The organism is Pyrobaculum ferrireducens (genome assembly GCF_000234805.1).
GTDB classification, from domain to species: domain Archaea; phylum Thermoproteota; class Thermoprotei; order Thermoproteales; family Thermoproteaceae; genus Pyrobaculum; species Pyrobaculum ferrireducens.
Genome location: NC_016645.1, coordinates 1,749,297 through 1,768,891 on the forward strand (window position 1 = coordinate 1,749,297; position 19,595 = coordinate 1,768,891).

The window sequence follows — 19,595 nt, forward strand, 5'->3', positions numbered from 1 at the left end:
ACTATGCGTTGGCTAACTCTCATAGTGGCTATTGCGGTGAAAGTAGCCATATCGACTCTTGCCTTTGCTCCCGGCTCACCTGTGTTCAAAAAAGCTGATGGCAGATATTTAGTGATTGCCCACTTTCCGCCGTTTAAACAGGCAGAGTTAGAGAAGACGCTTGATGAGATTAAGCCGTATGTTATTTGGACCAGCTGGTACGGCGATGTGGGTCTCCCGCTAAAACCCGGCAGACAAGTCGTAGAAGAGATGTTTAGATCTCCGCTTGGAGGCGTTCTAATCCCCAAAATGAGGCAGATCGCCACTACCGAAGATGAAGAGAGTGTAATAGCCCGGATAACGAGCAGAGGGGACTTATACGTACTAGAGGTATACAACAGTAGCAAGCCTGCGAGGGTGGTGAATAAAAACGGCATACCTACTTTTGTTAACGACACAAACCCCATCTTAACGTACTCCAGCAGAGATTTAGAAGACGTGTTGTGGGTTGCCCTAAACGAGACAAAGAAAATCTACGGCTTCCCCGACCCATTCCTCGTGGAATTACTCTATAGCTACAAATACGACGTGCCTCTTATGTACGGCGCATTTGCCATACCGTTTTGCAACGGCACCTACTACGGGCCGGATATGAGGCCACTTAGAGTCGTGCTAAACGGCGCGGTTAAGCTCCACATATTTCCCGAAAACCGGACGGTAATCCCCATATCACTCCCCAGCGCTGTCTCTGTACGTAACTACACAAGAATGGGCGGGGAGTGGTACGGCCATTACGTCATTGACGCGTGCTTGTTGCCTAAAGTCGAAAAACAGGGGATCGTAGCAATAGTGGACGGAGGTAGATTGACAAAAGTTATTGAAATTCTAGAGAAATACATAGGGGAGGAGCCCCACGTAAGGCCAATCTCTTAATTTTAAACCGCCCAGTTTTTTCTATGCTCTACGAGCGGGCCAGGAAGGTGTTCCCAGGCGGCGTTAACTCGCCGGCCCGCGCCCTTAAGCACCTCCCATCTCCCCTAGTAGCCGAAGGGGCAGTGGGCGTCCATGAGTTGCCCCAGCCGAGGGGCGGGGAGGAGGCCAGAAGCTCGGGATCCCCCAGGCCTGGCGCCTACTATAAAGATCCGACCCACAAAAGGACAGAGATCTTATAAAGCATTTTTAATCGACACAAGACGAGATGTAGTTAGCCAAAAGACGAAGTTTAAAAATTTAAGTTAAGTTACGTCTATTTGTCATGTACAAAATGATGGTATATTTGATGGCTACGCTACTAGTCGCCGCGGTTGTATATGCCCTTATATCAAATACAGTGTATATTGAAGGCTGTCTTTACATGCCTGGTGCTTACATCAGGTACTCCACGTCTGGGGCTCCGTTTTATATAATTGCTACATTAACTGATTTAATAAGATACGATGACTATTATTGCAGAAATCCTACGTATGCCTTTTCGTATGATCGGGTATATCTTGAAGTCTTCGCCTCTGGCGCCTCCTACTTTGAACGCTATGGACGATGTGTAGAGTTAGGCGAAAGCGTCGGCTTAAATGTGGACGCGTCACGCGCATCAGAACATGGCACTAGTGTTGTACATGGGTGCACATCTGTTAAGTCATACTATGTCACGGTTAAATACACATCATATTATGATTAAGTCATGAGGGCCATTGCCCTACTTGTAGCCGTAGCTTTTGTGGCTCTATTCATCACGGCGTACAGCTACTCCCTCGGTCAGGCAAAGGGCGGGGACTACTTAGTAATTGCGCGCTTCCCGCCGCATGCACTGGATAAAATAGATAAGGCGCTTGAGGAGGTGAGGAGAGAGGCTAAGTGGGCTAGTTGGTATGGCGACGTAGACATACCCCTTGGACAAATGAGAGAGGTGCGAGAGAAGCTTATAGAGAACCACGGCATTGACGTCGAAACTAAGAATAAAGTTAGATATCGGATACACAAGAAGGCTGGGAAGTACAGGGTTGAGGTATATCACAACGATAGGCTAAACTTTACCTATACGACAGACGACTTAGAGGATGCGCTGTGGGCTGCGGCGGAGAAGGGGGAGGAGCTCGGCGGAATTCCGCCAGAAATTATTTCGAGTTTAATCGATTACAAACTTAACCCGCCGTTGTTATACAGCGCCTACGCCATACCCTTCTGCAACGGCACATACTACGGCCCTGGGGTGGATGCGCTTAAAATTGTAATAGATGGCGCTGTGCGTGTCGAATACTCAGTTAAGAACAGAACTATAACGCCAATACAGCTACCCAAGGCGGTAGTCGTCACCAACGTGACAAGGCTCGGAGAGAGGTGGTACGGGAAGTACGTAGTGGACGCATGTGCGTTGCCCAGGGTAGAGAAGCGGGGTGTAATAGCAATAGTGGGAAAAGGTAGCCTCCCCAACGTCATCGAAATTCTCAAGAAATACACCGGCGAGGAGCCGTACGTTAGACCCATTCCATAAGACGTACTTTTTTATACAGTCCCTAATCTACTATGCTCTTCGAAAGAGCCAAGAAAATCTTTCCAGGCGGCGTCAACTCCCCGGCGCGGGCTCTGAAGCACCTGCCCGCGCCTCTGGTGGCCCAAGGCGCCGAGGGGCCCTACCTCTACACAGACAGGGGGAGGCTCGTGGACTACTGCCTGGCGTTCGGCGCGGTGATCCTCGGCCACGGCCACCCGAGAGTGAGGGAGGCCGTCGAGGCCCAGCTGAGGCGGGGCTGGATATACGCACTCCTCACGGAGCAGGAGGTGGAGTTCGCCGAGAGGATCCGGCGGCACGTCCCCTCTGTGGAGAAGATGCGTATTGTAAACACCGGCACCGAGGCCACTATGAACGCCGTGAGGCTGGCCAGGGGCTACACCAAGAGAGACGTCATCATAAAGTTCGACGGGAACTTCCACGGCTCCCACGACTACGTCTTGGTCAAGGCCGGGTCGGGAGCCGCCACCTGGGGGGTGCCCACAAGCGCCGGCATACCGCAGGACGTGGTGAAGCTCACGGTGGTTGTCCCCTACAACGACGTAGAGGCCTTCTATAAAGCGGTGAGGGAGGTGGGGGAGAGGCTCGCGGCTGTAATCGTGGAGCCCATAGCAGGCAACTACGGCTTAATCATACCCGACCGCGACTTCATAAAAGCGCTGAGGGAGGAGACGGAGCGCGTGGGGGCCCTCTTGATATTTGACGAGATAATCACAGGCTTCAGAGTGGGGCTCGGCGGCGCCCAGGAGCACTTCGGCGTCAGGCCTGATCTGACCACCCTGGGGAAGGTGATAGGCGGGGGCTTCCCCATCGGCGTCTTCGGCGGGAGGGGGGACGTGATGGATCTGGTGGCCCCCAGCGGCCCGGTGTACAACGCCGGGACCTTCAACGCCCACCCAGTCTCGGTCGCCGCGGGCCTGGCGACGCTGAGGGAGCTTGAGACCGGCCAGCCCTACAAGACTGCGAACGAGGCGGCGGAGAAGATAGCCAAGGCCGTGGAGGACGTAGCTGGACGCGCCGGGTTCGACGTCGTGGTGAAGCAGATAGCCTCCATGTTCCAGCTCTATTTCAAAAAAGGACACGTGAAAACGCCACAAGACGTGAGAGAAAGCAACGAGAGGCTCTACCTCAAGCTCCACGAACTAGCTATTAAACACGGCGTCTACCTAACCCCCTCTCAGTATGAGGTGAATTTCACCTCGGCGGCCCACACCGGGGACGTGGTGGAGGAGACCATAGCCGCCCTCGAGAGGGCCTTTACAGAATTAAAAAGCCAAATCGGGTAGTAGACGTGCGGTCTGTAGAGGAGCTCATAAAACGCTTCCACCAGGCCCCCCTCCTAGTTTTCTGGGAGTCGACGAAGGCGTGTCCCCTCGCTTGTAAACACTGCAGGGCAGACGCCATTTTAAAACCCCTCCCGGGCGAGTTGACGACGCAGGAGGGGAAGCGGCTGATTGAGCAGGTGGCGGAGTTCGGAGACCCCAAGCCGCTCTTGATAATAACCGGGGGGGACCCCCTGATGAGGGCCGACCTCTTCGAGCTGGTGGACTACGCCAACTCACTCGCCGTCCCCGTCTCGCTGGCCCCGGCCGTGTCCCCCAACCTAAACGCCGAGGTTATGAAGGAAATGAAAAACAGCGGCGTCAAGTCCATATCCATCAGCCTCGACGGCGCCGCGCCGGAGACACACGACGAGCTCAGAGGCGTACCTGGGAGCTACAGAGAGACTATAAACGCCATCAAGACCGCCGTGGAGATAGGCCTCCCTGTCCAGGTGAACACCGTGGTGTGGAGGAAGTCCCTCCATGAGCTACCAGACGTGGCCCACCTCCTTAAGCAACTGGGGGTTAGGGTCTGGGAGGTCTTCTTCCTAATTGTGACGGGGCGCGCCAGGGAGGAGCTGGACATCACTCCCGAGCAGTACGAAGCCGCGGTGCAGTTCCTCGTAGACGTGTCGACGTACGGATTCCAGGTGAGGACCGTCGAGGCCCCCTTCTACCGCCGGGCGAAGATGCAGAGGCTCAAGGGGGCGAGGTACGAGGACCCCCTCTACCAGAAGCTGGTGGAGAGGCTGAGGAGCCTCCTGGGGCCCCCGACCCGCGGCGTGGACCCCACCGTGGTGCCAACCCGCGACGGCTTCGGCATAATATTCGTCGCCCACGACGGCACCGTGCACCCAAGCGGCTTCCTGCCGTACCCCCTGGGCAACGTGAGGAGGCAGAGCCTCGCCAAGATCTACAGAGAGCACCCCCTCCTCCTAAAGATGCGGAGGGGGGAATTCGGAGGGCGGTGCGGCGTCTGCGAATACAGAGACATATGCGGCGGCTCCAGAGCCAGGGCCTACGCCTACTACAAAGACCCCCTCGCAGAGGACCCCGCCTGTATATACAAACCGGCAACCCAGACCCGCGCCGCTATATATTAAAAATTCCACACGACTCCTCTCCGTGATACTCATCTTCCACGGGTCCCGCGACGCTGACCACAATGAACATGCGGCAGAGATAGCGCGGGCCATCGGCTTGCAATACGCGTTTCTATACGTCGAGCCCCGCTTCACAGGCGGGCCGGGCATACCCATGTTTATCTCGGACGGCGACGACTACAGAAAGGCCCTGGAGCTCTCCTCGATAAAAACGCCGCCTCTGATAAAGTGGCCAGGCTTTGTCGACTACCTCAAGTCGCTGGGGGCGGGGCTGTACATATTCCACGGACCAGACAGAGGAGAGTCAGACCTGGGGCTACCAGTGGCATTTCTAGAAGGCGAGCCCAGCCTAGACGAGGCGCCGTGCGTAGAGACCGCCGCCCCCGTCGTCCTCACCCGGGGATACATATACAAGAAAATGGCCCAGAAATACGCCAGATGCAACGCAAAACTCCTGCCACCCCTCGGAGAGCAAGAGGCATTCCTCCAATACCTAAAGACAGCAATAAAACAAGTAGTTTCAAATCTATAACATTTAACACAATAAATCAGAGTTTTGATAATCCACGACAAAAACTACATTCTATTACACTTGATGTCCAGCGTGGTACTTAAAAAGCTATCTTTTTGAGTAATTTCTGTTGACAAAGACAATACCACTAGTGTTGTTAGTTACAGCCCTTGTGTTAGCTATTGGGGGAGATGTTGTGGTGCTGGTAGAGGGGGATTTTGAGATACCGCCTCTCGCATATTACGACGGCCGTGAATACAAGCCTGTCCACGTGTCTTACGTAGGTGATTAGGGCAAGGCATAGAGAGGCAGACGGCGAACAAAAACAGAGAAACCTAAGCAGATAAAACTCGCCAGCGGCACCCTAGACACCCTCACACGCCTTGATACCGAGGAAAAACTTAAAAACACACACAAAATTTGTAAAGGGCCGTAGTCTAGCCTGGTAGGATGCGCGGTTCGGGTCCGCGTGACCCCGGGTTCAGGGGCGACCCGCCTACAAATCCCGGCGGCCCCACCAAATCTCTTGTCGTAATTGTATTACCGGACGGTGTGTAGCTATTTTCGCATGGTCTGCGTCTCGCTGTGTTGCCTAGTGCGGTGGGCGTGGAGCTTGGTGGGTTTTGTGTGACATTGAATTTTTAAGTACTTTAGTACTTTTGGATGTGGGTGAGAAGGAGGTTATTAAGGTTGAGATTCCGAGGTGGCTTGCGGAGAGGCTTAGGCGCTACGCCGCGGAGAGGTACGGCTTAAGGAGGGGGGCGCTTTCGCGTGCCGTCGCCGAGATTTTAGAGAGGGAGCTCGGCGGCCCGCCTGCGGGGGGTGGGCTGGAGCGGCTCGTTGGACTTGGCTTGGCTTCTGCTACGGAGTGGAGGGGGGAGGACTTGGGGGAGGCGTTGAGGAGGCGGTATGTATCTAATTGATGCGAACGTCTTTCTGGAGGTTCTCTTCAAGAGACAGAGATGGGCGGACTCTCTCCGATTTCTCGAAAGGGTGAAGAGAGGTGAGGTTGGGGCTTACGTACTCCAGTTTGATCTCCACGGCATCTCTGCAATTCTGGAGAAGCCGGAACTCGTAAAGATCTTCCTGGGGGAGGTCTCTACGTGGCGCGGTCTAGAGGTCGTTAGGAGCGACCTCGCTGACGAGGTTAGGGCCGCCGAGGTTGCTGAAGGCGTCGGGCTTGATTTCGACGATGGTCTGCACTACTTCTACGCCAAGAGGCTTGGGTTAAGGCTGGTGAGTTTTGACAAGGATTTTGACAAGACAGATCTAGAGAGAGTTGAGCCGGGGGAGGTTGTCCAGTAGCTAGGGCGTCACACCCGCCGGCGCAGGAGGTGGACCGCTTTTATTGTTCTCTTCTAGTTGCGGCGTTGGTTATTATGTGGGCTATTTTCACTGCCTCTTCTAGCTGGCCGTCTTGTGCCATTTTCTTAAGCGTCTCTACGAGGGGTAGTAGGGTTCTCTTTACCGTGGTTTTCGCGGCGAGGGCCGCGGTTTGGCAACCTGCCCTCTGCCCCTCCTCCTCGGCTACCGCCATGGCGTGGGCCATTAGGCTGGATATCGCCTCTTCGATGTGCCTCCTGGCGAGGTGTTGTGGCAGTTTTGCGAGCTCCTCCTCTACAATTGCCTCCGCCTTTACAGCCTCCTGCATCCTCAGGACGTTGTATTTCTCGGCCAGCTCTGCCAAGTCGCCTATCCTCACGATCTTCACGGGGAGGCCGGGGGCTACTGAGTAGGGAACGCCCAGGTCTATAATTAGCTTGACCGACGCATCCTGGGGCACAGCGTCTATGACGTAGTCCAAGGTGTGGATTGAGGAAAACACCACGTCGCACTCCCTGAGACACCGCTCCACCTCCTCCCTGGTTAGGGGCCTCGCCTCGGCACCGATTTCAGCCGCCAGCTCAGCCGCCTTTTCGAAAGTCCTGTTTAGGATGTAGAGCTTCGCCACGCCCCTCTCCGCCAGCTCTCTGGCGAGCCCTGCGCCCACGGCCCCCGCCCCCAGCACCGCCACCTTCGCCCTGCCCAGGTCGACGAGTTGAGAGGCGTAGATTATGGAAAGGGCGCCGAGCCCCGCGGGGCCTCTGGAGATGCCCGTCTCTGTCCTCACCCGCTTCCCAACATGTATCGCCTTTTCCACGATTGTTTTGAGGAGGCCCTTGGTGTAGCCTGCCCGTACCTGTCTGGCAAACGCCTCCTCCACCTGGCCTAGTATGTCTGTCTCTCCCACGAGCATGGACTCAAGCCCCGCTGCCACTCTGAAGAGGTGCCTCGCCGCGTCGAGGCCTTTCAGCACCTTTACCGAATCAACATAGCGTCTGTACCGTGTGGCGACTGAGTTAACTTCCTCCTCCGAGGCGCCGTATAGATAAGCCTCCACTCTGTTGCATGTGTGGAGGACGAACATGGGCCTCCGGGGGCCCAGGACTTCGATGCAACCCCTCATCTCCTCGCCGACTTTGCCCAGCCTGTCGGCGTCGGCGTCTTTGTATGTTAAAATCACCGCCGAGAGGGGGGATAGGAGGTCCACGTCTCTCCATATTTGTCCACTATTTAAGCGATATTACACGAATTCTATACACATAACATGTTTAAACCCGGGCGTGCGCATCTGCGTGGTGTCTGTGGCGGTGCTGGCCTCCCACAGCGCCTTGGACGTGCTGGACGGCGCCAGGGACGAGGGTCTTAAGACAATTGCAGTGGCGAAGAGGGGGCGGGACAGGGCTTACAGAGAGTTCCCGGTGGTTGATAAGCTCATTGTCCTAGACGACTATAGAGATATCTTGAAGATCGTCGACGAGCTCAGGAGGGAGGAGGCCGTCTTTGTGCCTAACCGCTCGTTCGCCGTCTACGTGGGCTACGACGCCATAGAGAGGGAGTTCGCAGTGCCTATATTTGGGAACCGCTACCTACTTAGGTGGGAGGAGAGAGTAGGGCCTCAGAACTACTACCGCCTCCTCGACGAGGGGGGTATTAGGAGGCCGCGCACATTCCGCGTCGACGAGGTTGACCGCCCAGTCATTGTGAAGATGCCGGAGGCGGAGAGGCGGGTGGAGAGGGGTTTTTTCATCGCCCGGGATAGAGACGACTTGTTGAAAAAGGCGAGGAGGCTGGCCGACGCCGGCGTCATAAAGCTTGAGGACCTCCAGAGCGCCTCTATTGAGGAGCTTGTGCTGGGGGCCCACTTCAACGCCAACTACTTCTACTCCGTGGTGAGGAGGAGGCTGGAGCTCCACAGCTTCGACAGGCGGATACAGAGCGACCTCGACGGGATCTACCGCCTCCCCGCCCGGGACCAGCTGGAGCTCGACCCGGAGGTGCGCTACGTGGAGGTGGGCCACGAGCCGGCGACTATACGCGAGTCTCTCCTTGAGAAGGTCTTCGACATTGGGTATAGATTCGTCGAGGCGGCTAGGAGGCTGGTGCCCCCCGGCGTAATCGGCCCATTTACGCTACAGTTTATCGTCACCCCTCAGCTAGACCTCGTCGTTTACGACGTGGCCCCGAGAATCGGGGGCGGCACAAATGTGTACATAGGGGTGGGCGGGCAGTACTCAAAGCTGTACTGGGGGAGGCCCATATCTATCGGCCGCCGTATAGCTATTGAAATCCGCGAGGCGGCGGAGAGGGGCTTTTTATCCGAAGTCACCACCTAGCCTCCTCCAGGTAATCCCACCGTTGGGGCAGGCCCTGGCGGCTCTCATGACGTTGGGCAACAGCTCCTCCCCCACGACGCCCTCGTCTATACGCCCGTCTAACCTATACTCCCTCCTCACGGCCGACAGGCCCTCAACCATTTCAAAAACGGCACCTTGACACAAGCCGCAACCAGTACACAGCCACCTATCAACCTTTACGTAAATCACAGAGGTGTACACCCCCGGAATAAATAATTTTGTTTCTACCAACCGGTTAATACTGGAGTCTATATATGTAGAACTGCTTATCTATGAGTTTCCAGTCCTCTTCTTTTATCTCCCAGCCGATGGACTGGGCAATCTCTTCAACGTGCCTCGCGTTCGAGGCCTTGACCACGGGCACCACGTTGGGTATCTTGGTGTACCAGTTAAGCGCGATCTGCACGGCGCTTTTCTCGTACCTCCTCCCAATACTCCCGAGGAGGGGGTCGAGGGCCAGGGCCCCCCGCTCAAGAGCGCTGTATCCCAGGTAGAGGAGCCCCTCCCTCTGGGCGAGGGGCAGGACGTCGAGCTCGTCTCTTCTATAGCGCAGGCTGTACCTATTCTCCACGGCGGCTGGCTGTAGCTTCTTCGCGCAGGTAAGCGCCGACGCCAGCTGGCTGTGGGTAACGTTGCTCAAGCCGTAGTGGTCGGCCAGCCCCCTAGCCACGGCGGCCTCGAGAACCTTGACGACGTCGCATATCGTGTAGCCGGCGGGCACCCAGTGCAACATGGCGATCCAAGGCCTCCTCCCCAGCCGCTCGGCCGAGCGGGACAGCCTCTTGAACACCTCCTCAGGCTCTAACGTAGTTGGGTGTATCTTCGACACGACTAACACCTCCTCGACGCCCGAGGCGGCGATTTTTATCAACTCCTCGGCGTGTCCGTCGCCGTACAGCTCAGAGGTGTCGACGAGGCGGAGGCCCAGCTCAAAGCCCCGCCTCAGCGCCCTGACCCACTCAAAGTCGTTGGAATCGTCACGCCTCCAGAAATCACCCCCAATGCCAAATGTGCCGAGCCCAATCTCGGGGACACACCACACTGATTTTACACACTTCACATTTTAACACATGTTATCACTTTTTTAAACTTTTCCATCATTATGTAAAAAGATGTTCTAATTTGCCGCTTTTAGCCGCCTCCCTAATTTCGTGGGCTATCCTCTCCCCCATGTCCATTGGCCTGTCGAAGTAAAGCACTGAGTAGGGCGAGCCGTAGCCCATGTAGATATTGGTACCAGCCACGATCCTCCCCGAGAATTCGAAAACCACTATGGACATGTCGTCTTTTATTATCGATTCAAGGCAGTAGGGCCCGGCCATCCTACAGCCGACCATCTCCTCCACGGCCTTTGCGAACCTCTCGCCGTAGTCCTGTATTCTCGGCAGGAGGGACTCCCTGAGCACCAGGGGGAGGTTGCCCACCACTACAAACGTCGGCTCTGCCCAGCCGAAGGTCCTCCCATCCACGTTGCTCTCGTACCTAATATCTGCGCCAAATATCTCCACTCTAGAATAGACGGGGGAAGCGAAGTAGTGGTAATACGCAGGTACGCCGAAGAGATACTCCTGTACTATATACGGCTCGGACACAGACGCGAGCTTGCGGGCGAGCTCCTCTCTGTTCCGCGCCACGAAGTACCCCCTACCCCCCTTGGCTCCGAAGAGCTTGACGATGACAGGCCCCTCGGCCTCCTCAGCCGAGCGGTAGACCTTCGGAATGGGAATCCCGGCCTTCTCCAGAAGAGACATCTTCTTAAACTGATCAGCCTCCCACCTCAACAGCTCTCTACACCCAAGCGTGGGCACCGGGGCCTCCAGCGCCTGCCTCCACCCCACGTACTCTACATAGGATCCGTGGGGGATCAACACCGCGTTGCTGGAAGCCAGCTTCTCAGCCGCCTTTCTAAAGTTAGAAAAATCCGCGGTCCACACCTCGTCGATAAAACTAAACTGGCGGTAGAAACGCGCCGTCTCCTCCCCCCTGGCCACCGCAATAGTCCGGAAGCCGTACTTCTTAGCTCCTCTTAATATCTGGAGAGCTGTGTGGGAAGCCACAGTAGCTATGGCGAGGTGGTCGAGGTCGTATTTTTTTAGTATTTGCGACATGTGGCGAGTTGCTGTCCTAGTTTTATAGATTTATTTGGAGTCCCATAGCTGGTATTAAACCTTACTCTTTAATTTATTTCATAGTTTCTCATTTCTTTTTCAGAATTTTTAAAATTTCATAAATTATTTATTATACGTTCTTTATTTTTAATATTTAAATAGAGTTGTTATGACTCACATATGGGGAAGTATAAGATTGTCGTCTTGTCGCCTGTTCCAGAGGCATTGTTAAGGATGTGGGCCGCGCCCATTGCGCAGAAATACGGCATATCTCTTGAAGATGTTGAGGTAGTCACATTCTTTGAACCCAATTATGATGAGATTAGCCGAGAGGTTGCCAATGCTGACGTTGTTGTTGGGGATTACACTTTCCGGTTTAAAATCGATGCGTCTCTCTGTGGAAAAATGGCGAAGGTAAAATTAATACAGCAACCAAGTACTGGCTACGACCATATAGATGTAGAGTCTTGTGCAAAGAGGGGGATACCCGTGGCCAACATCGGAGGGGCTAACGCCATTTCAGTCGCTGAGCACACCATAATGCTTGCACTTATGTTGTTGAAGAGGGCTGTATATGCCCATGAGAGGCTTGTTGGCGGCCAGTGGACTCAAGGCGAACTTATGAACACAATTGGAGAGATATATGGCAAGACATGGGGCGTCTTGGGCATGGGTAGGATAGGTAGAGAGGTAGCCGTTAGGGCTATGAGCTTCGGCGCCAAGGTGGTATACTACGATGTGGTTCGTAAGGAGGATGTGGAGAAGCTAGGCGTTGAGTACAGGCCATTTAACAGACTTCTGACAGAGAGCGACATTCTCAGTATACATGTACCGCTTACCCCGCAGACCAAGGGGATGATAGGCGAGCGCGAGCTTAGGATGATGAAGCCCAGCGCGGTGCTTATCAACGTATCACGTGGAGAGATTACAGACGAGGCGGCGCTTGCAAAGGCGGTTAGAGAAGGCTGGATCGCGGGGGTCGGGGTTGATGTATTTTCTACAGAGCCGCCGCCGCATGACCACCCGCTTCTGCAAGCCGCCAGGGAGGGGTTTAACGTTATTGTGACACCTCACATAGCCGGCGCTACTAATGAGGCTAGGTTGAGGATTATAAACGTCACTCTTGAAAATGTGTTTAAGGTACTCGCGGGTCTGAAACCGGATAACGTCGTAAATATACCATGAATGTAGCGCAGGTTGTTGTTAAGTGTTTGGAACAGCTAGGCGTAAAGAGAATTTACGGATTGATAGGTACATCAATTTTAGACTTCATAGACGCAGTTAGAGACAGCGGTTTAAGGTACATCTCAACGCGCCATGAGCAGGTCGCCGTGTCGATGGCAGATGCCGAAGGGAGGGTAACAGGCAAGCCAGGCGTGGCCGCCGTGCATGCAGGCCCTGGCTTTTTAAATTCTCTAATCTCGGTGGCAAACGCATACAAAGACGTGTCGCCTCTATTGTTAATATCTGGCGCAGTTAAAAGAAGGCTCGGCGGGCTGGATTCGTGGCTAGAGGTGCCGCAGAGGGAGATTATCAAGCCTATCGTCAAGGCCGCCTATAGAATCGACAAGCCGCTAGACGCCGCCAAGATAGTGGCAGAGGCCTATTCTATCGCCGCCTCACCACCACAGGGGCCGGTCTTTATCGAAGTTCCAGAAGATGTATGGAGTATGTCGTCTGAATACATGCCGTGCCGGGCAGAGGTGCGCCCCCCTCCACCAGTTCCGGTGGATGGAGTTAAGAAGGTGGCGGAATTGCTGTCGAGGGCTAGGAGAGTGGTTATTCTTGCTGGTGGTGGTGTGAATAGCGAGGAGGGGTCAAGGCTTTTGCTACAGCTAGCGGAGAGGTGGCGAATACCGGTGGCTGTGACTGGAAATGGACGCGGTGCCTTCCCCGAGGATCACCCACTTTTCCTGGGGCGGGCTGGGTTTGGTGGGGGTAACATAGTTGCGGATCACGCATTGGCTAGGGCTGATTTAGTATTGGCTGTGGGGGCGGGGCTCTCCGACACGACTACCTACGGCTACAACTACGTCCCTAGGGGGGACATCGTCGTGGTTAACCTCGACCCGCTGGCTGAAAAGAAGCCTATTCCCTACACCATATATTTCTACGGCGACGCGGTCGATTTCTTGAGGAAGCTCCTAGCTACTGATCTAAATATAAAACTTGATGAAGATTGGTACAGAGAATTAGAGGGGGTGAGGGCGAATTGGAACACGTTGCTGGAAGAGGCGCTTTCAAGAAAGTACCAAGGTTTTGTAAATCCCTCGAAGTTCTTCCACAAACTTGACAAGGCGCTTCCCAGGGAAATTGTAATGATTGGCGGGCAAGGATTGCACATAGTCTACACCTTCAGCTTCGTGAGGATAAGAGCGGTGCGGGGATACCTTGCAGCCTTTAACCTAGGGGCTATGGGCTTCGCCTTCCCGGCGGCGCTGGGGGCTAAACTGGCGATGCCAGAGCGCGATGTATATGCCGTGGTGGGCGACGGCGAGTTTATGATGACTGTGCAAGATCTAGAGACGGCGGTTAGGGAGAAGATTCCGGTAAAGGTTATAATCGTAAACGATAATTCTTACAGGGTCCTTTACGCTAGGCAAAAGGCGCAGAAAATGGGCAGAGTCTTCGGCACGCTCCACACAAATCCAGATTTTGTAAAACTAACAGATGCATTTGGTGTAGAGGCCATGTCGATAAACTCAGACGAAGAGATACCCAAAGCCGTGAAATATATCACGGAAAAAAGCGAAGGACCCAGAGTTCTTGAAATTAAGATCCATCCAGACGATTTACCTCCAATGAATATAGAGGCCGCGTTGAGATTTTAATACCTGACATTTAACATCCATGTTTTTTGGCAGACAGTACAGCGAGGAGGAGCTACGGCTTATCCGCTGTATTGAGGAGGTGGTGGCGGGCTCGGGGGGAGGTAGCGACGACAGGTGCCTCAGGGCCGCCGCCGAGTATCTGTGCCGGAAGAGGCTTGGCGAGGCGGCGTCGCTGGACAAGATAGCGGCTAGACACGGAGTTCAGCTACTCTGCGTCTATAGGTGGTACAGCAAGCTTTTCCAGATGGGGTACAGATACCCCAGAGACGAATTTGAACACCACCTAGAGACGGTGAGGAAGATCTACGGGGAGGCGGTAGCCGAGGAGGTGAGGAGGCTGTACGAATTTCTAAAGTCTAAGGGCGCCGTCCAGGGCCTGAAGCCTGGCGGCGTCGTGGCCGCCCTCCTGTACTACGCCGCTAAGAAACACCGCTTTAAATACGACGTGGTGAAGGCGGCGTATGAATTCGACACGTATCCAGAGACCGTGGAGAAAAACATAGTCCTCTTCCAGTGGTACATCCACGGAATCATCTAGGGTCGACCACGTGGCCTATGAAGTATATAGTCTTCGTGGACCTGTCGGCCAGCACGAATATAAACGGCTTATCTATAACGACGTGGCGGCCTCCCGTCTTGGCGCAGATAGGCTTCATAACTACCCCCGTGGCCGCGCCCGCCACGACGCCGTTTTCGTCAGCCTTTATGAACGCGCCGTGGAAAACGTCGTCGATGTAGAGCCCCCCGTATTTCTTCACGTCCACCATATGTGAGAAGTCCGCCTTGCCGGGGCTGAAGGCGTCCGTGACGCCCATGTCCATGAGGAGGGGCTTGATTGACTGCTTAAACTCGGCCTTGAAGAGGGGCATCTTCACACTCACCACCTCGTCTGGTAGCGTGGAGACGGCTTCTAGTAGCTTCTCGAAAGTCAGCGTCTCCACATATCTACGGAAATCCACAGGCATGACTATGTACATGGCGACGTCTGTATCTCTGAAGAGCAACTCGACGACAACAACGTCTTCGGAGGCCCTCCCCCTAAGAGAGGGGTCACTACAGCTCCCCAGACTCAGAGACATGTACTCCACGGGGCCGACCCCTCCAAACTCGGCCTTGCCCACTCTCACAAAACTCTCGGGCCACCAGCTCCCGTTGAAAAACAGCGTAGACACCAGCACTGCGTGCGGCACCCAACCGACTGGGTAGTCCTCTGGGATTAAGCCCTTGACTAGGCCCCTGGTCCTCTCCTCAATCCACTTGTTGATATGCCTCAGAGCCCCCTTGACATCTCTTTTGAAATCCACCCTCCTCACCTCGGCGCCGATGCACCTCAGCCTCGACAAGTAGCTATCCGTAACCGGCATATCCGCCTGGAGCCAAGCGGCCACGCCCTCCTCCACACCCCGTCCCGCCCTCGGCAACACACAGGAATCTTCGCCGAATCCCATCACCCTCTTGATCTCCTCCCTCGTGGCGCCGGAGGCCCCGGCGTACGCCATGGCAAAAGCCTTGTAGACTGTGTACGGCGAGATGACGAGATTCCTGTCCATCTCCTGCAGTGCAATCCTCCTGTACAGCTCAACGGCGAAGCGGCCGTAGGAGCTGTAGTTCACAACGCCGCCCCTCTCCGTTAGGTTGAGCGGGGGGCTCCCCGTCGGGGGCTCCGCGGGCGGGGCCTCGGAGCCGCCCTGTGCGGCGAGGTAAACCAGGTAGAGCGCCACTGCGATGACCGCCGCCGTCGCTATCGCCGTCAGCACCGCGATCTTCATGGAGACGCGTGGACACCTGCTTTAATACCTAACGTACCGCCAGTACATCTATAGAAGTTCGTCCAGGGCCCTCTCCAGGGCTTTTGCAACTTCGTGACCCCTCTCCGTCAGCCTCACCGAGCCGTCCCTCTCCACCACCAGCTCCCTCTGCTTCAGGAACTCTAGATACTCGAGGAAGCGGGGGTAGTTGAGCCGGGTCCTCATGTATAGCTGCGTCCTCCCCATGGGGCCTTGGAGGAGGGCTAGGAGTATGCGGGCAATCACGTCAAGATCGTACTTAGCCATACGGCGAGCCTCCTCCTCGCCCGGTAGTAGTGCCAAACGCCCCACACCCCCGGCACGGCCAGAGCCGCATATAGGGGGCTTAGCGGGGCGAGGGAGGCGGACGCGGCTACCGTAGCCGCCGAGAAGGGCAGAATTGCCTTGAAGCGCCTCCATTTACACAAGGCGCCTTCGCAAGCCAGTGAGAGGTACACCGCGTAGATGTACAAAGCTACCCCAGCCATGCCTGAGACGGCGCTCCACAGCGCCAGTACCCACCACAACCCCGGCACGTAGTTGCCAAGCGGGACGTACCCACCACCCTCGGCGGGCTTCGAGGTCGTATTGCTGTAATTTACATACTTTACGTCGTAGTTGACGTTCACCAGCACAACTGTCACATTAGCTCTGCACAGCGCCTTCTTTGCGGTGTCGTTGTAAAACGGCCAGGGAGCGGCTCCACCACTGCATATATCAACCGTGGCGGTGCGGCTGGCCGCCTCTGTCCAGTTCCCCTCCCTATTTTCCGCGGCGGGTCTTTTGGCTATAGTAGAGCCGTGATACACCTCGGACCTGTTAGCTGTCGCTTGGATCGCCGCGGTGTAGTGCTGGGCCGTGGGGGTGGCTAACAGGGCGTATGCCGATGTGGCTGTGTGTAGAGCCACCGCCACGACGCCGGCAGTCGCCAGGATGAACAAGTAGAATAGCCTCGCGCCGCCTAAAATTCTTGGGCGAGCCACTTACCTACCGTGGTGGGGGTTTATAAGAGAGATGTACTGGCAGTACATGGCGGTCTACACAATAGGCTACTCTGGCTTCTCCCCGGAGGAGTTTCTACACACCCTTGCTAAATTTGGCGTGGAGGCTGTGGTGGATGTTAGGCGCTATCCCCGTTCTAAAACCGCGTTCTACACGGCCAGTGTGCTGAGGGAGGAGCTGGGGAGGGTCGGCGTTGAGTATCTCTGGTTTGGGGAGCTGGGGGCCCTCGGCGTGAGGGGGCCCCGCGCGGGTTGCGTCGACTCGGCTACCTTCGACATGTACGTGTGGAGGCTGTACCACTACGCCCCGGCGATCCTACAGCTGGACGAGCTGGCTAGGCTATCCGAGAGGCGCGTAGTGGCGCTGGTGTGTAGAGAGGAGGACTGGCGCAGTTGCCATAGGCAGTTCATCGCCGACTACCTGGCGAGGAGGGGCTTCCCGGTTCTCCACATAAGGAGGAGGGGGACGGAGGGGCACGTAAAGACCAAATGCGCGGAGGTTTTCGACCCGCCTCCCGTCGACGTCGTGAGGAGGGTGTACGAGGATTTTAGACACCTGTGCTCCGCCGGCCCCGTCTACCTCTTCGGCGGGGCGCTGGAGGGCTCCGCCGCAGATGTAGACGTGGTGGTGTACGGCCTGGGGGAGGGATTGCCGAGGGGCTACGACGCCCAGTTCATCCCGGCGCCTAGGGAGGACCTCTTCCACTTCCACGTCACGTACAACGGGGTCTTGATATGTGGAAAGCCCATCAAAATATCCTTCGAGAGGAGTCTCGCCAACGAGCTGGGCGAAACCGAGGAGAGGGTGAGGGCTTTTCTACACTCGGGCGACCCCGTTTTGGTTTGCAAAGCCGCTAAACAACTAGCCTTCGCCGTTGCGGCTGTGCTGTGCGGCCCGAGGACAAGCACGTGGAGGAGGGTAAAGCAGTGTCTAGAGGGGCACGGGCTGGAGCTCCCCCAGGCATTTAAAAACTGCCTGACGCCTCCACCCCCCGAAGTTTTGAAGCTACACAGATCCTTCGTAGAAAAAATTGCGGAGGTGCTGAGAGGTTTTCGGGCTAGTGAACCGCGGGGGAGGTAACGGCGCCTTTGTCGGCTTGTTGAACCAAGGCGGCGTATTTAGCCAGGAGGCCTCCCCTGTACTTGGGCGGGGGTGGTGTCCAGTTGGCGCGCCTCCTCTTCAGCTCCTCCTCGCCTACGTCTAGCGTGAGGCGTCCCCCCTCGCCGTCTATTACAATCCTGTCGCCGTCTTGGACGAGAGCTATTGGGCCCCCCACGGCGGCTTCCGGCGCCACGTGGCCGACCATTATCCCCCTTGTGGCTCCGGAGAACCGCCCGTCTGTTATCATAGCCACGTGCTCCCCTAGCCCCGCGCCGACGATGGCGGCGGTTACCTTCAGCATCTCCGGCATGCCGGGCGCCCCCTTCGGCCCCTCGTAGCGTATCACCACGACGTCCCCCGGCTTTATCTCCCCGGCGGCCACCGCCTTGAAGGCCTCTGCCTCTCCGTCGAAAACCCTGGCCCTCCCCTCGAATCTCAACCTCTCCGCCGCCCCCACCTTCATCACAGCGCCGTCTGGGGCGAGGTTGCCCCGGAGAATTCTAATACCGGCGTAGGGCTTGTAGGGCCTCTCCACGTCGTACAGCACTCCGGCCTCCGGCACCGCAGGTGGTTGCCACCTCTCCAGCAACTTGCCGATGGGCTCTCCCTCCACCGTGAGGGCCTCCGGCCTCAGAAGGCCGGCTTTATAAAGCTTTTTCAATATCCTGGGGACCCCGCCCACCCTGTCCAGATCCTGCATTGCGTATGGGCCGGCCGGCCTCAAGGCGGCTATCACGGGGACTTTTCTACTAATCGCGTCGAAGTCGTCGAGGGTGAATTTCACCCCCGCCTCGTGTGCGATGGCGATTAGGTGGAGTATGGCGTTGGTGGAGCCGGCGGTGGCGAACAGAGCCACTGCGGCGTTGTGGAAGGCGTCGTAGGTCAGCACCTTGCGGGGGGTTATGCCCAGCTCCGCGGCTTTGAGAACCGCCCTGCCGGACGCCACTGCGTATGCCCTCCGCCTGGCGGAGGTGGCTGGCGGCGAGGCTGAGCCTAGGAGGGAGAGGCCGAGGGCCTCCCCCAGCATGGCCATGGTGTTGGCTGTGAACATGCCTTGGCACGTGCCGTATGTGGGGAAGGACAGCTCCTCAACCCGCTTAAGCTCCTCCATGGTGATTTTGCCAGCTACAAAGGCGCCGACGGCCTCGAAGACGTCTTCTATTGTGAGCTCTCTCTCGCCCATGAACCCAGCCTCCGCGGACCCGCCGTATAGATAGACGGCGGGGAGGTCGAGGCGGGCCATGGCCATCATGATGCCTGGCTGCGTCTTGTCGCACCCCCCTATCCCCACCCAGGCGTCTACTCCGTGAGCGTTGAACTGCGCCTCTATTGTATCAGCAATGAGATCTCTACTTATCAGCGAGTACCTCATCCCAGGCGTCCCCATGTTTATGCCGTCGTTGACCACTATGGTAGGCGCGGCGAGGCCCACGCCCCCCGCCTCCTTGACCCCCTCCTTTACATACCTCACCAAGTCAAGAGTGTGGTAGTTGCAGGGCCCCAGCTCAGACCAAGACGCCAGCACCCCAACCAGAGGCCTCGCAATATCCTCGTCTGTTAGCCCTATGGCCCGAAGGTAGGGGCGGTGGGGGGCGTTGTCCACGCCGTCGTACCACTGAGGGCTACGTATCTTCACCTTGACCATATATTGACTATAGGGCTGATATA

Annotated in this window: 22 protein-coding genes and 1 tRNA gene; 15 read left to right on the forward strand and 8 right to left on the reverse strand. The window is 56.3% G+C overall.

Annotation, left to right across the window (positions count from 1 at the left end):
* The first annotated feature begins 3 nt into the window (after nucleotides 1–3).
* The 10 genes from P186_RS09790 to P186_RS09830 all read left to right on the forward strand — a co-directional run bounded on the left by P186_RS09790 (nucleotide 4) and on the right by P186_RS09830 (nucleotide 6,726).
* Complete coding sequence (locus P186_RS09790; RefSeq protein ID WP_014289321.1) at nucleotides 4–912, forward strand: hypothetical protein; 909 nt, start codon at nucleotides 4–6, stop codon at nucleotides 910–912.
* A gap of 23 nt (nucleotides 913–935) precedes the next feature.
* Complete coding sequence (locus P186_RS09795) at nucleotides 936–1,151, forward strand: glutamate-1-semialdehyde aminotransferase (RefSeq protein WP_014289322.1); 216 nt, start codon at nucleotides 936–938, stop codon at nucleotides 1,149–1,151.
* A 506-nt stretch (nucleotides 1,152–1,657) separates the two neighbouring features.
* Nucleotides 1,658–2,467, forward strand: coding sequence for a hypothetical protein (locus P186_RS09800; protein ID WP_014289323.1), 810 nt, complete (start codon nucleotides 1,658–1,660; stop codon nucleotides 2,465–2,467).
* Nucleotides 2,468–2,499: 32 nt separating this feature from the next.
* Entirely contained in the window at nucleotides 2,500–3,771 is a 1,272-nt protein-coding gene (gene hemL / locus P186_RS09805) for a glutamate-1-semialdehyde 2,1-aminomutase (protein ID WP_014289324.1), read from the forward strand.
* Nucleotides 3,772–3,776: 5 nt separating this feature from the next.
* The gene (locus P186_RS09810; protein ID WP_014289325.1) at nucleotides 3,777–4,910 is read left to right on the forward strand and encodes a TIGR04053 family radical SAM/SPASM domain-containing protein; all 1,134 of its coding nucleotides are present in this window, start codon (nucleotides 3,777–3,779) and stop codon (nucleotides 4,908–4,910) included.
* Between the two features lie 22 nt (nucleotides 4,911–4,932).
* On the forward strand, nucleotides 4,933–5,442 hold the full coding sequence (locus tag P186_RS09815) for a hypothetical protein (RefSeq protein ID WP_148682953.1): 510 nt from the start codon (nucleotides 4,933–4,935) through the stop codon (nucleotides 5,440–5,442).
* A gap of 109 nt (nucleotides 5,443–5,551) precedes the next feature.
* Nucleotides 5,552–5,713, forward strand: coding sequence for a hypothetical protein (locus P186_RS13900; protein ID WP_014289327.1), 162 nt, complete (start codon nucleotides 5,552–5,554; stop codon nucleotides 5,711–5,713).
* Between the two features lie 134 nt (nucleotides 5,714–5,847).
* A tRNA-Pro gene (locus P186_RS09820) sits at nucleotides 5,848–5,941 on the forward strand.
* A gap of 145 nt (nucleotides 5,942–6,086) precedes the next feature.
* Complete coding sequence (locus tag P186_RS09825) at nucleotides 6,087–6,344, forward strand: hypothetical protein (protein WP_148682954.1); 258 nt, start codon at nucleotides 6,087–6,089, stop codon at nucleotides 6,342–6,344.
* Nucleotides 6,331–6,726: a type II toxin-antitoxin system VapC family toxin gene (locus tag P186_RS09830; RefSeq protein ID WP_014289329.1), complete on the forward strand. Its 396-nt coding sequence runs from the start codon at nucleotides 6,331–6,333 to the stop codon at nucleotides 6,724–6,726. The genes P186_RS09825 and P186_RS09830 overlap by 14 nt, the downstream gene beginning before the upstream one ends.
* A gap of 40 nt (nucleotides 6,727–6,766) precedes the next feature.
* Here the strand turns inward: P186_RS09830 and hemA are convergent, their stop codons facing one another.
* A complete protein-coding gene (gene hemA / locus P186_RS09835) occupies nucleotides 6,767–7,951 on the reverse strand; it encodes a glutamyl-tRNA reductase (RefSeq protein ID WP_014289330.1) in 1,185 nt (394 codons plus the stop codon).
* 85 nt (nucleotides 7,952–8,036) lie between these two features.
* Here hemA and P186_RS09840 point away from each other — a divergent pair, with 85 nt between their 5' ends.
* Nucleotides 8,037–9,077 (forward strand): formate--phosphoribosylaminoimidazolecarboxamide ligase family protein, encoded by a 1,041-nt coding sequence (locus P186_RS09840; RefSeq protein ID WP_014289331.1) that lies wholly within the window; start codon nucleotides 8,037–8,039, stop codon nucleotides 9,075–9,077.
* Here the strand turns inward: P186_RS09840 and P186_RS09845 are convergent.
* The 3 genes from P186_RS09845 to P186_RS09855 are packed head-to-tail and all read right to left on the reverse strand — an operon-like array spanning nucleotide 9,057 to nucleotide 11,206.
* The gene (locus P186_RS09845) at nucleotides 9,057–9,287 is read right to left on the reverse strand and encodes a ferredoxin (RefSeq protein WP_148682955.1); all 231 of its coding nucleotides are present in this window, start codon (nucleotides 9,285–9,287) and stop codon (nucleotides 9,057–9,059) included. The genes P186_RS09840 and P186_RS09845 overlap by 21 nt on opposite strands.
* A gap of 46 nt (nucleotides 9,288–9,333) precedes the next feature.
* Nucleotides 9,334–10,158 carry an aldo/keto reductase gene (locus P186_RS09850; RefSeq protein WP_148682956.1) on the reverse strand — a complete coding sequence of 275 codons (825 nt, stop codon included), beginning with the start codon at nucleotides 10,156–10,158 and terminating at the stop codon, nucleotides 9,334–9,336.
* 40 nt (nucleotides 10,159–10,198) lie between these two features.
* Complete coding sequence (locus tag P186_RS09855) at nucleotides 10,199–11,206, reverse strand: formate--phosphoribosylaminoimidazolecarboxamide ligase (RefSeq protein WP_014289334.1); 1,008 nt, start codon at nucleotides 11,204–11,206, stop codon at nucleotides 10,199–10,201.
* A 180-nt stretch (nucleotides 11,207–11,386) separates the two neighbouring features.
* Here P186_RS09855 and P186_RS09860 point away from each other — a divergent pair, with 180 nt between their 5' ends.
* Genes P186_RS09860 through P186_RS09870 form a run of 3 tightly spaced genes read left to right on the forward strand, consistent with a single transcriptional unit; the run spans nucleotide 11,387 to nucleotide 14,575 of the window.
* Nucleotides 11,387–12,391 (forward strand): 2-hydroxyacid dehydrogenase, encoded by a 1,005-nt coding sequence (locus P186_RS09860; RefSeq protein WP_014289335.1) that lies wholly within the window; start codon nucleotides 11,387–11,389, stop codon nucleotides 12,389–12,391.
* On the forward strand, nucleotides 12,388–14,037 hold the full coding sequence (locus tag P186_RS09865; RefSeq protein ID WP_014289336.1) for a thiamine pyrophosphate-binding protein: 1,650 nt from the start codon (nucleotides 12,388–12,390) through the stop codon (nucleotides 14,035–14,037). The genes P186_RS09860 and P186_RS09865 overlap by 4 nt, the downstream gene beginning before the upstream one ends.
* Nucleotides 14,038–14,056: 19 nt before the next feature.
* Entirely contained in the window at nucleotides 14,057–14,575 is a 519-nt protein-coding gene (locus P186_RS09870; RefSeq protein ID WP_014289337.1) for a hypothetical protein, read from the forward strand.
* On the opposite strand, the gene P186_RS09875 is transcribed toward P186_RS09870, so the two are convergent.
* The 3 genes from P186_RS09875 to P186_RS09885 are packed head-to-tail and all read right to left on the reverse strand — an operon-like array spanning nucleotide 14,568 to nucleotide 16,807.
* Nucleotides 14,568–15,806: a serpin family protein gene (locus P186_RS09875; protein ID WP_014289338.1), complete on the reverse strand. Its 1,239-nt coding sequence runs from the start codon at nucleotides 15,804–15,806 to the stop codon at nucleotides 14,568–14,570. The genes P186_RS09870 and P186_RS09875 overlap by 8 nt on opposite strands.
* Nucleotides 15,807–15,854: 48 nt before the next feature.
* The gene (locus P186_RS09880) at nucleotides 15,855–16,091 is read right to left on the reverse strand and encodes a winged helix-turn-helix domain-containing protein (RefSeq protein WP_148682957.1); all 237 of its coding nucleotides are present in this window, start codon (nucleotides 16,089–16,091) and stop codon (nucleotides 15,855–15,857) included.
* Nucleotides 16,067–16,807, reverse strand: coding sequence for a hypothetical protein (locus P186_RS09885; RefSeq protein ID WP_014289340.1), 741 nt, complete (start codon nucleotides 16,805–16,807; stop codon nucleotides 16,067–16,069). The genes P186_RS09880 and P186_RS09885 overlap by 25 nt, the downstream gene beginning before the upstream one ends.
* 46 nt (nucleotides 16,808–16,853) lie before the next feature.
* Between P186_RS09885 and P186_RS09890 the strand changes: the two genes are divergently transcribed.
* The gene (locus tag P186_RS09890) at nucleotides 16,854–17,906 is read left to right on the forward strand and encodes a DUF488 domain-containing protein (RefSeq protein WP_148682958.1); all 1,053 of its coding nucleotides are present in this window, start codon (nucleotides 16,854–16,856) and stop codon (nucleotides 17,904–17,906) included.
* On the opposite strand, the gene ilvD is transcribed toward P186_RS09890, so the two are convergent.
* Nucleotides 17,884–19,572 (reverse strand): dihydroxy-acid dehydratase, encoded by a 1,689-nt coding sequence (ilvD, locus tag P186_RS09895; protein WP_014289342.1) that lies wholly within the window; start codon nucleotides 19,570–19,572, stop codon nucleotides 17,884–17,886. The genes P186_RS09890 and ilvD overlap by 23 nt on opposite strands.
* Nucleotides 19,573–19,595 lie beyond the last annotated feature (23 nt).

What these genes read in the sequence shown, in the direction of transcription:
- P186_RS09875 (WP_014289338.1), bottom strand. Translation starts at nt 15,806, where the DNA reads ATGAAGATCGCGGTGCTGACGGCGATAGCGACGGCGGCGGTCATCGCA.
- hemL (WP_014289324.1), top strand. Translation starts at nt 2,500, where the DNA reads ATGCTCTTCGAAAGAGCCAAGAAAATCTTTCCAGGCGGCGTCAACTCC.
- P186_RS09865 (WP_014289336.1), top strand. Translation starts at nt 12,388, where the DNA reads ATGAATGTAGCGCAGGTTGTTGTTAAGTGTTTGGAACAGCTAGGCGTA.
- P186_RS09870 (WP_014289337.1), top strand. Translation starts at nt 14,057, where the DNA reads ATGTTTTTTGGCAGACAGTACAGCGAGGAGGAGCTACGGCTTATCCGC.
- P186_RS09795 (WP_014289322.1), top strand. Translation starts at nt 936, where the DNA reads ATGCTCTACGAGCGGGCCAGGAAGGTGTTCCCAGGCGGCGTTAACTCG.
- P186_RS09890 (WP_148682958.1), top strand. Translation starts at nt 16,854, where the DNA reads ATGGCGGTCTACACAATAGGCTACTCTGGCTTCTCCCCGGAGGAGTTT.
- P186_RS09800 (WP_014289323.1), top strand. Translation starts at nt 1,658, where the DNA reads ATGAGGGCCATTGCCCTACTTGTAGCCGTAGCTTTTGTGGCTCTATTC.
- P186_RS09855 (WP_014289334.1), bottom strand. Translation starts at nt 11,206, where the DNA reads ATGTCGCAAATACTAAAAAAATACGACCTCGACCACCTCGCCATAGCT.
- P186_RS09830 (WP_014289329.1), top strand. Translation starts at nt 6,331, where the DNA reads ATGTATCTAATTGATGCGAACGTCTTTCTGGAGGTTCTCTTCAAGAGA.
- ilvD (WP_014289342.1), bottom strand. Translation starts at nt 19,572, where the DNA reads ATGGTCAAGGTGAAGATACGTAGCCCTCAGTGGTACGACGGCGTGGAC.
- P186_RS09860 (WP_014289335.1), top strand. Translation starts at nt 11,387, where the DNA reads ATGGGGAAGTATAAGATTGTCGTCTTGTCGCCTGTTCCAGAGGCATTG.
- P186_RS09880 (WP_148682957.1), bottom strand. Translation starts at nt 16,091, where the DNA reads ATGGCTAAGTACGATCTTGACGTGATTGCCCGCATACTCCTAGCCCTC.
- P186_RS09790 (WP_014289321.1), top strand. Translation starts at nt 4, where the DNA reads ATGCGTTGGCTAACTCTCATAGTGGCTATTGCGGTGAAAGTAGCCATA.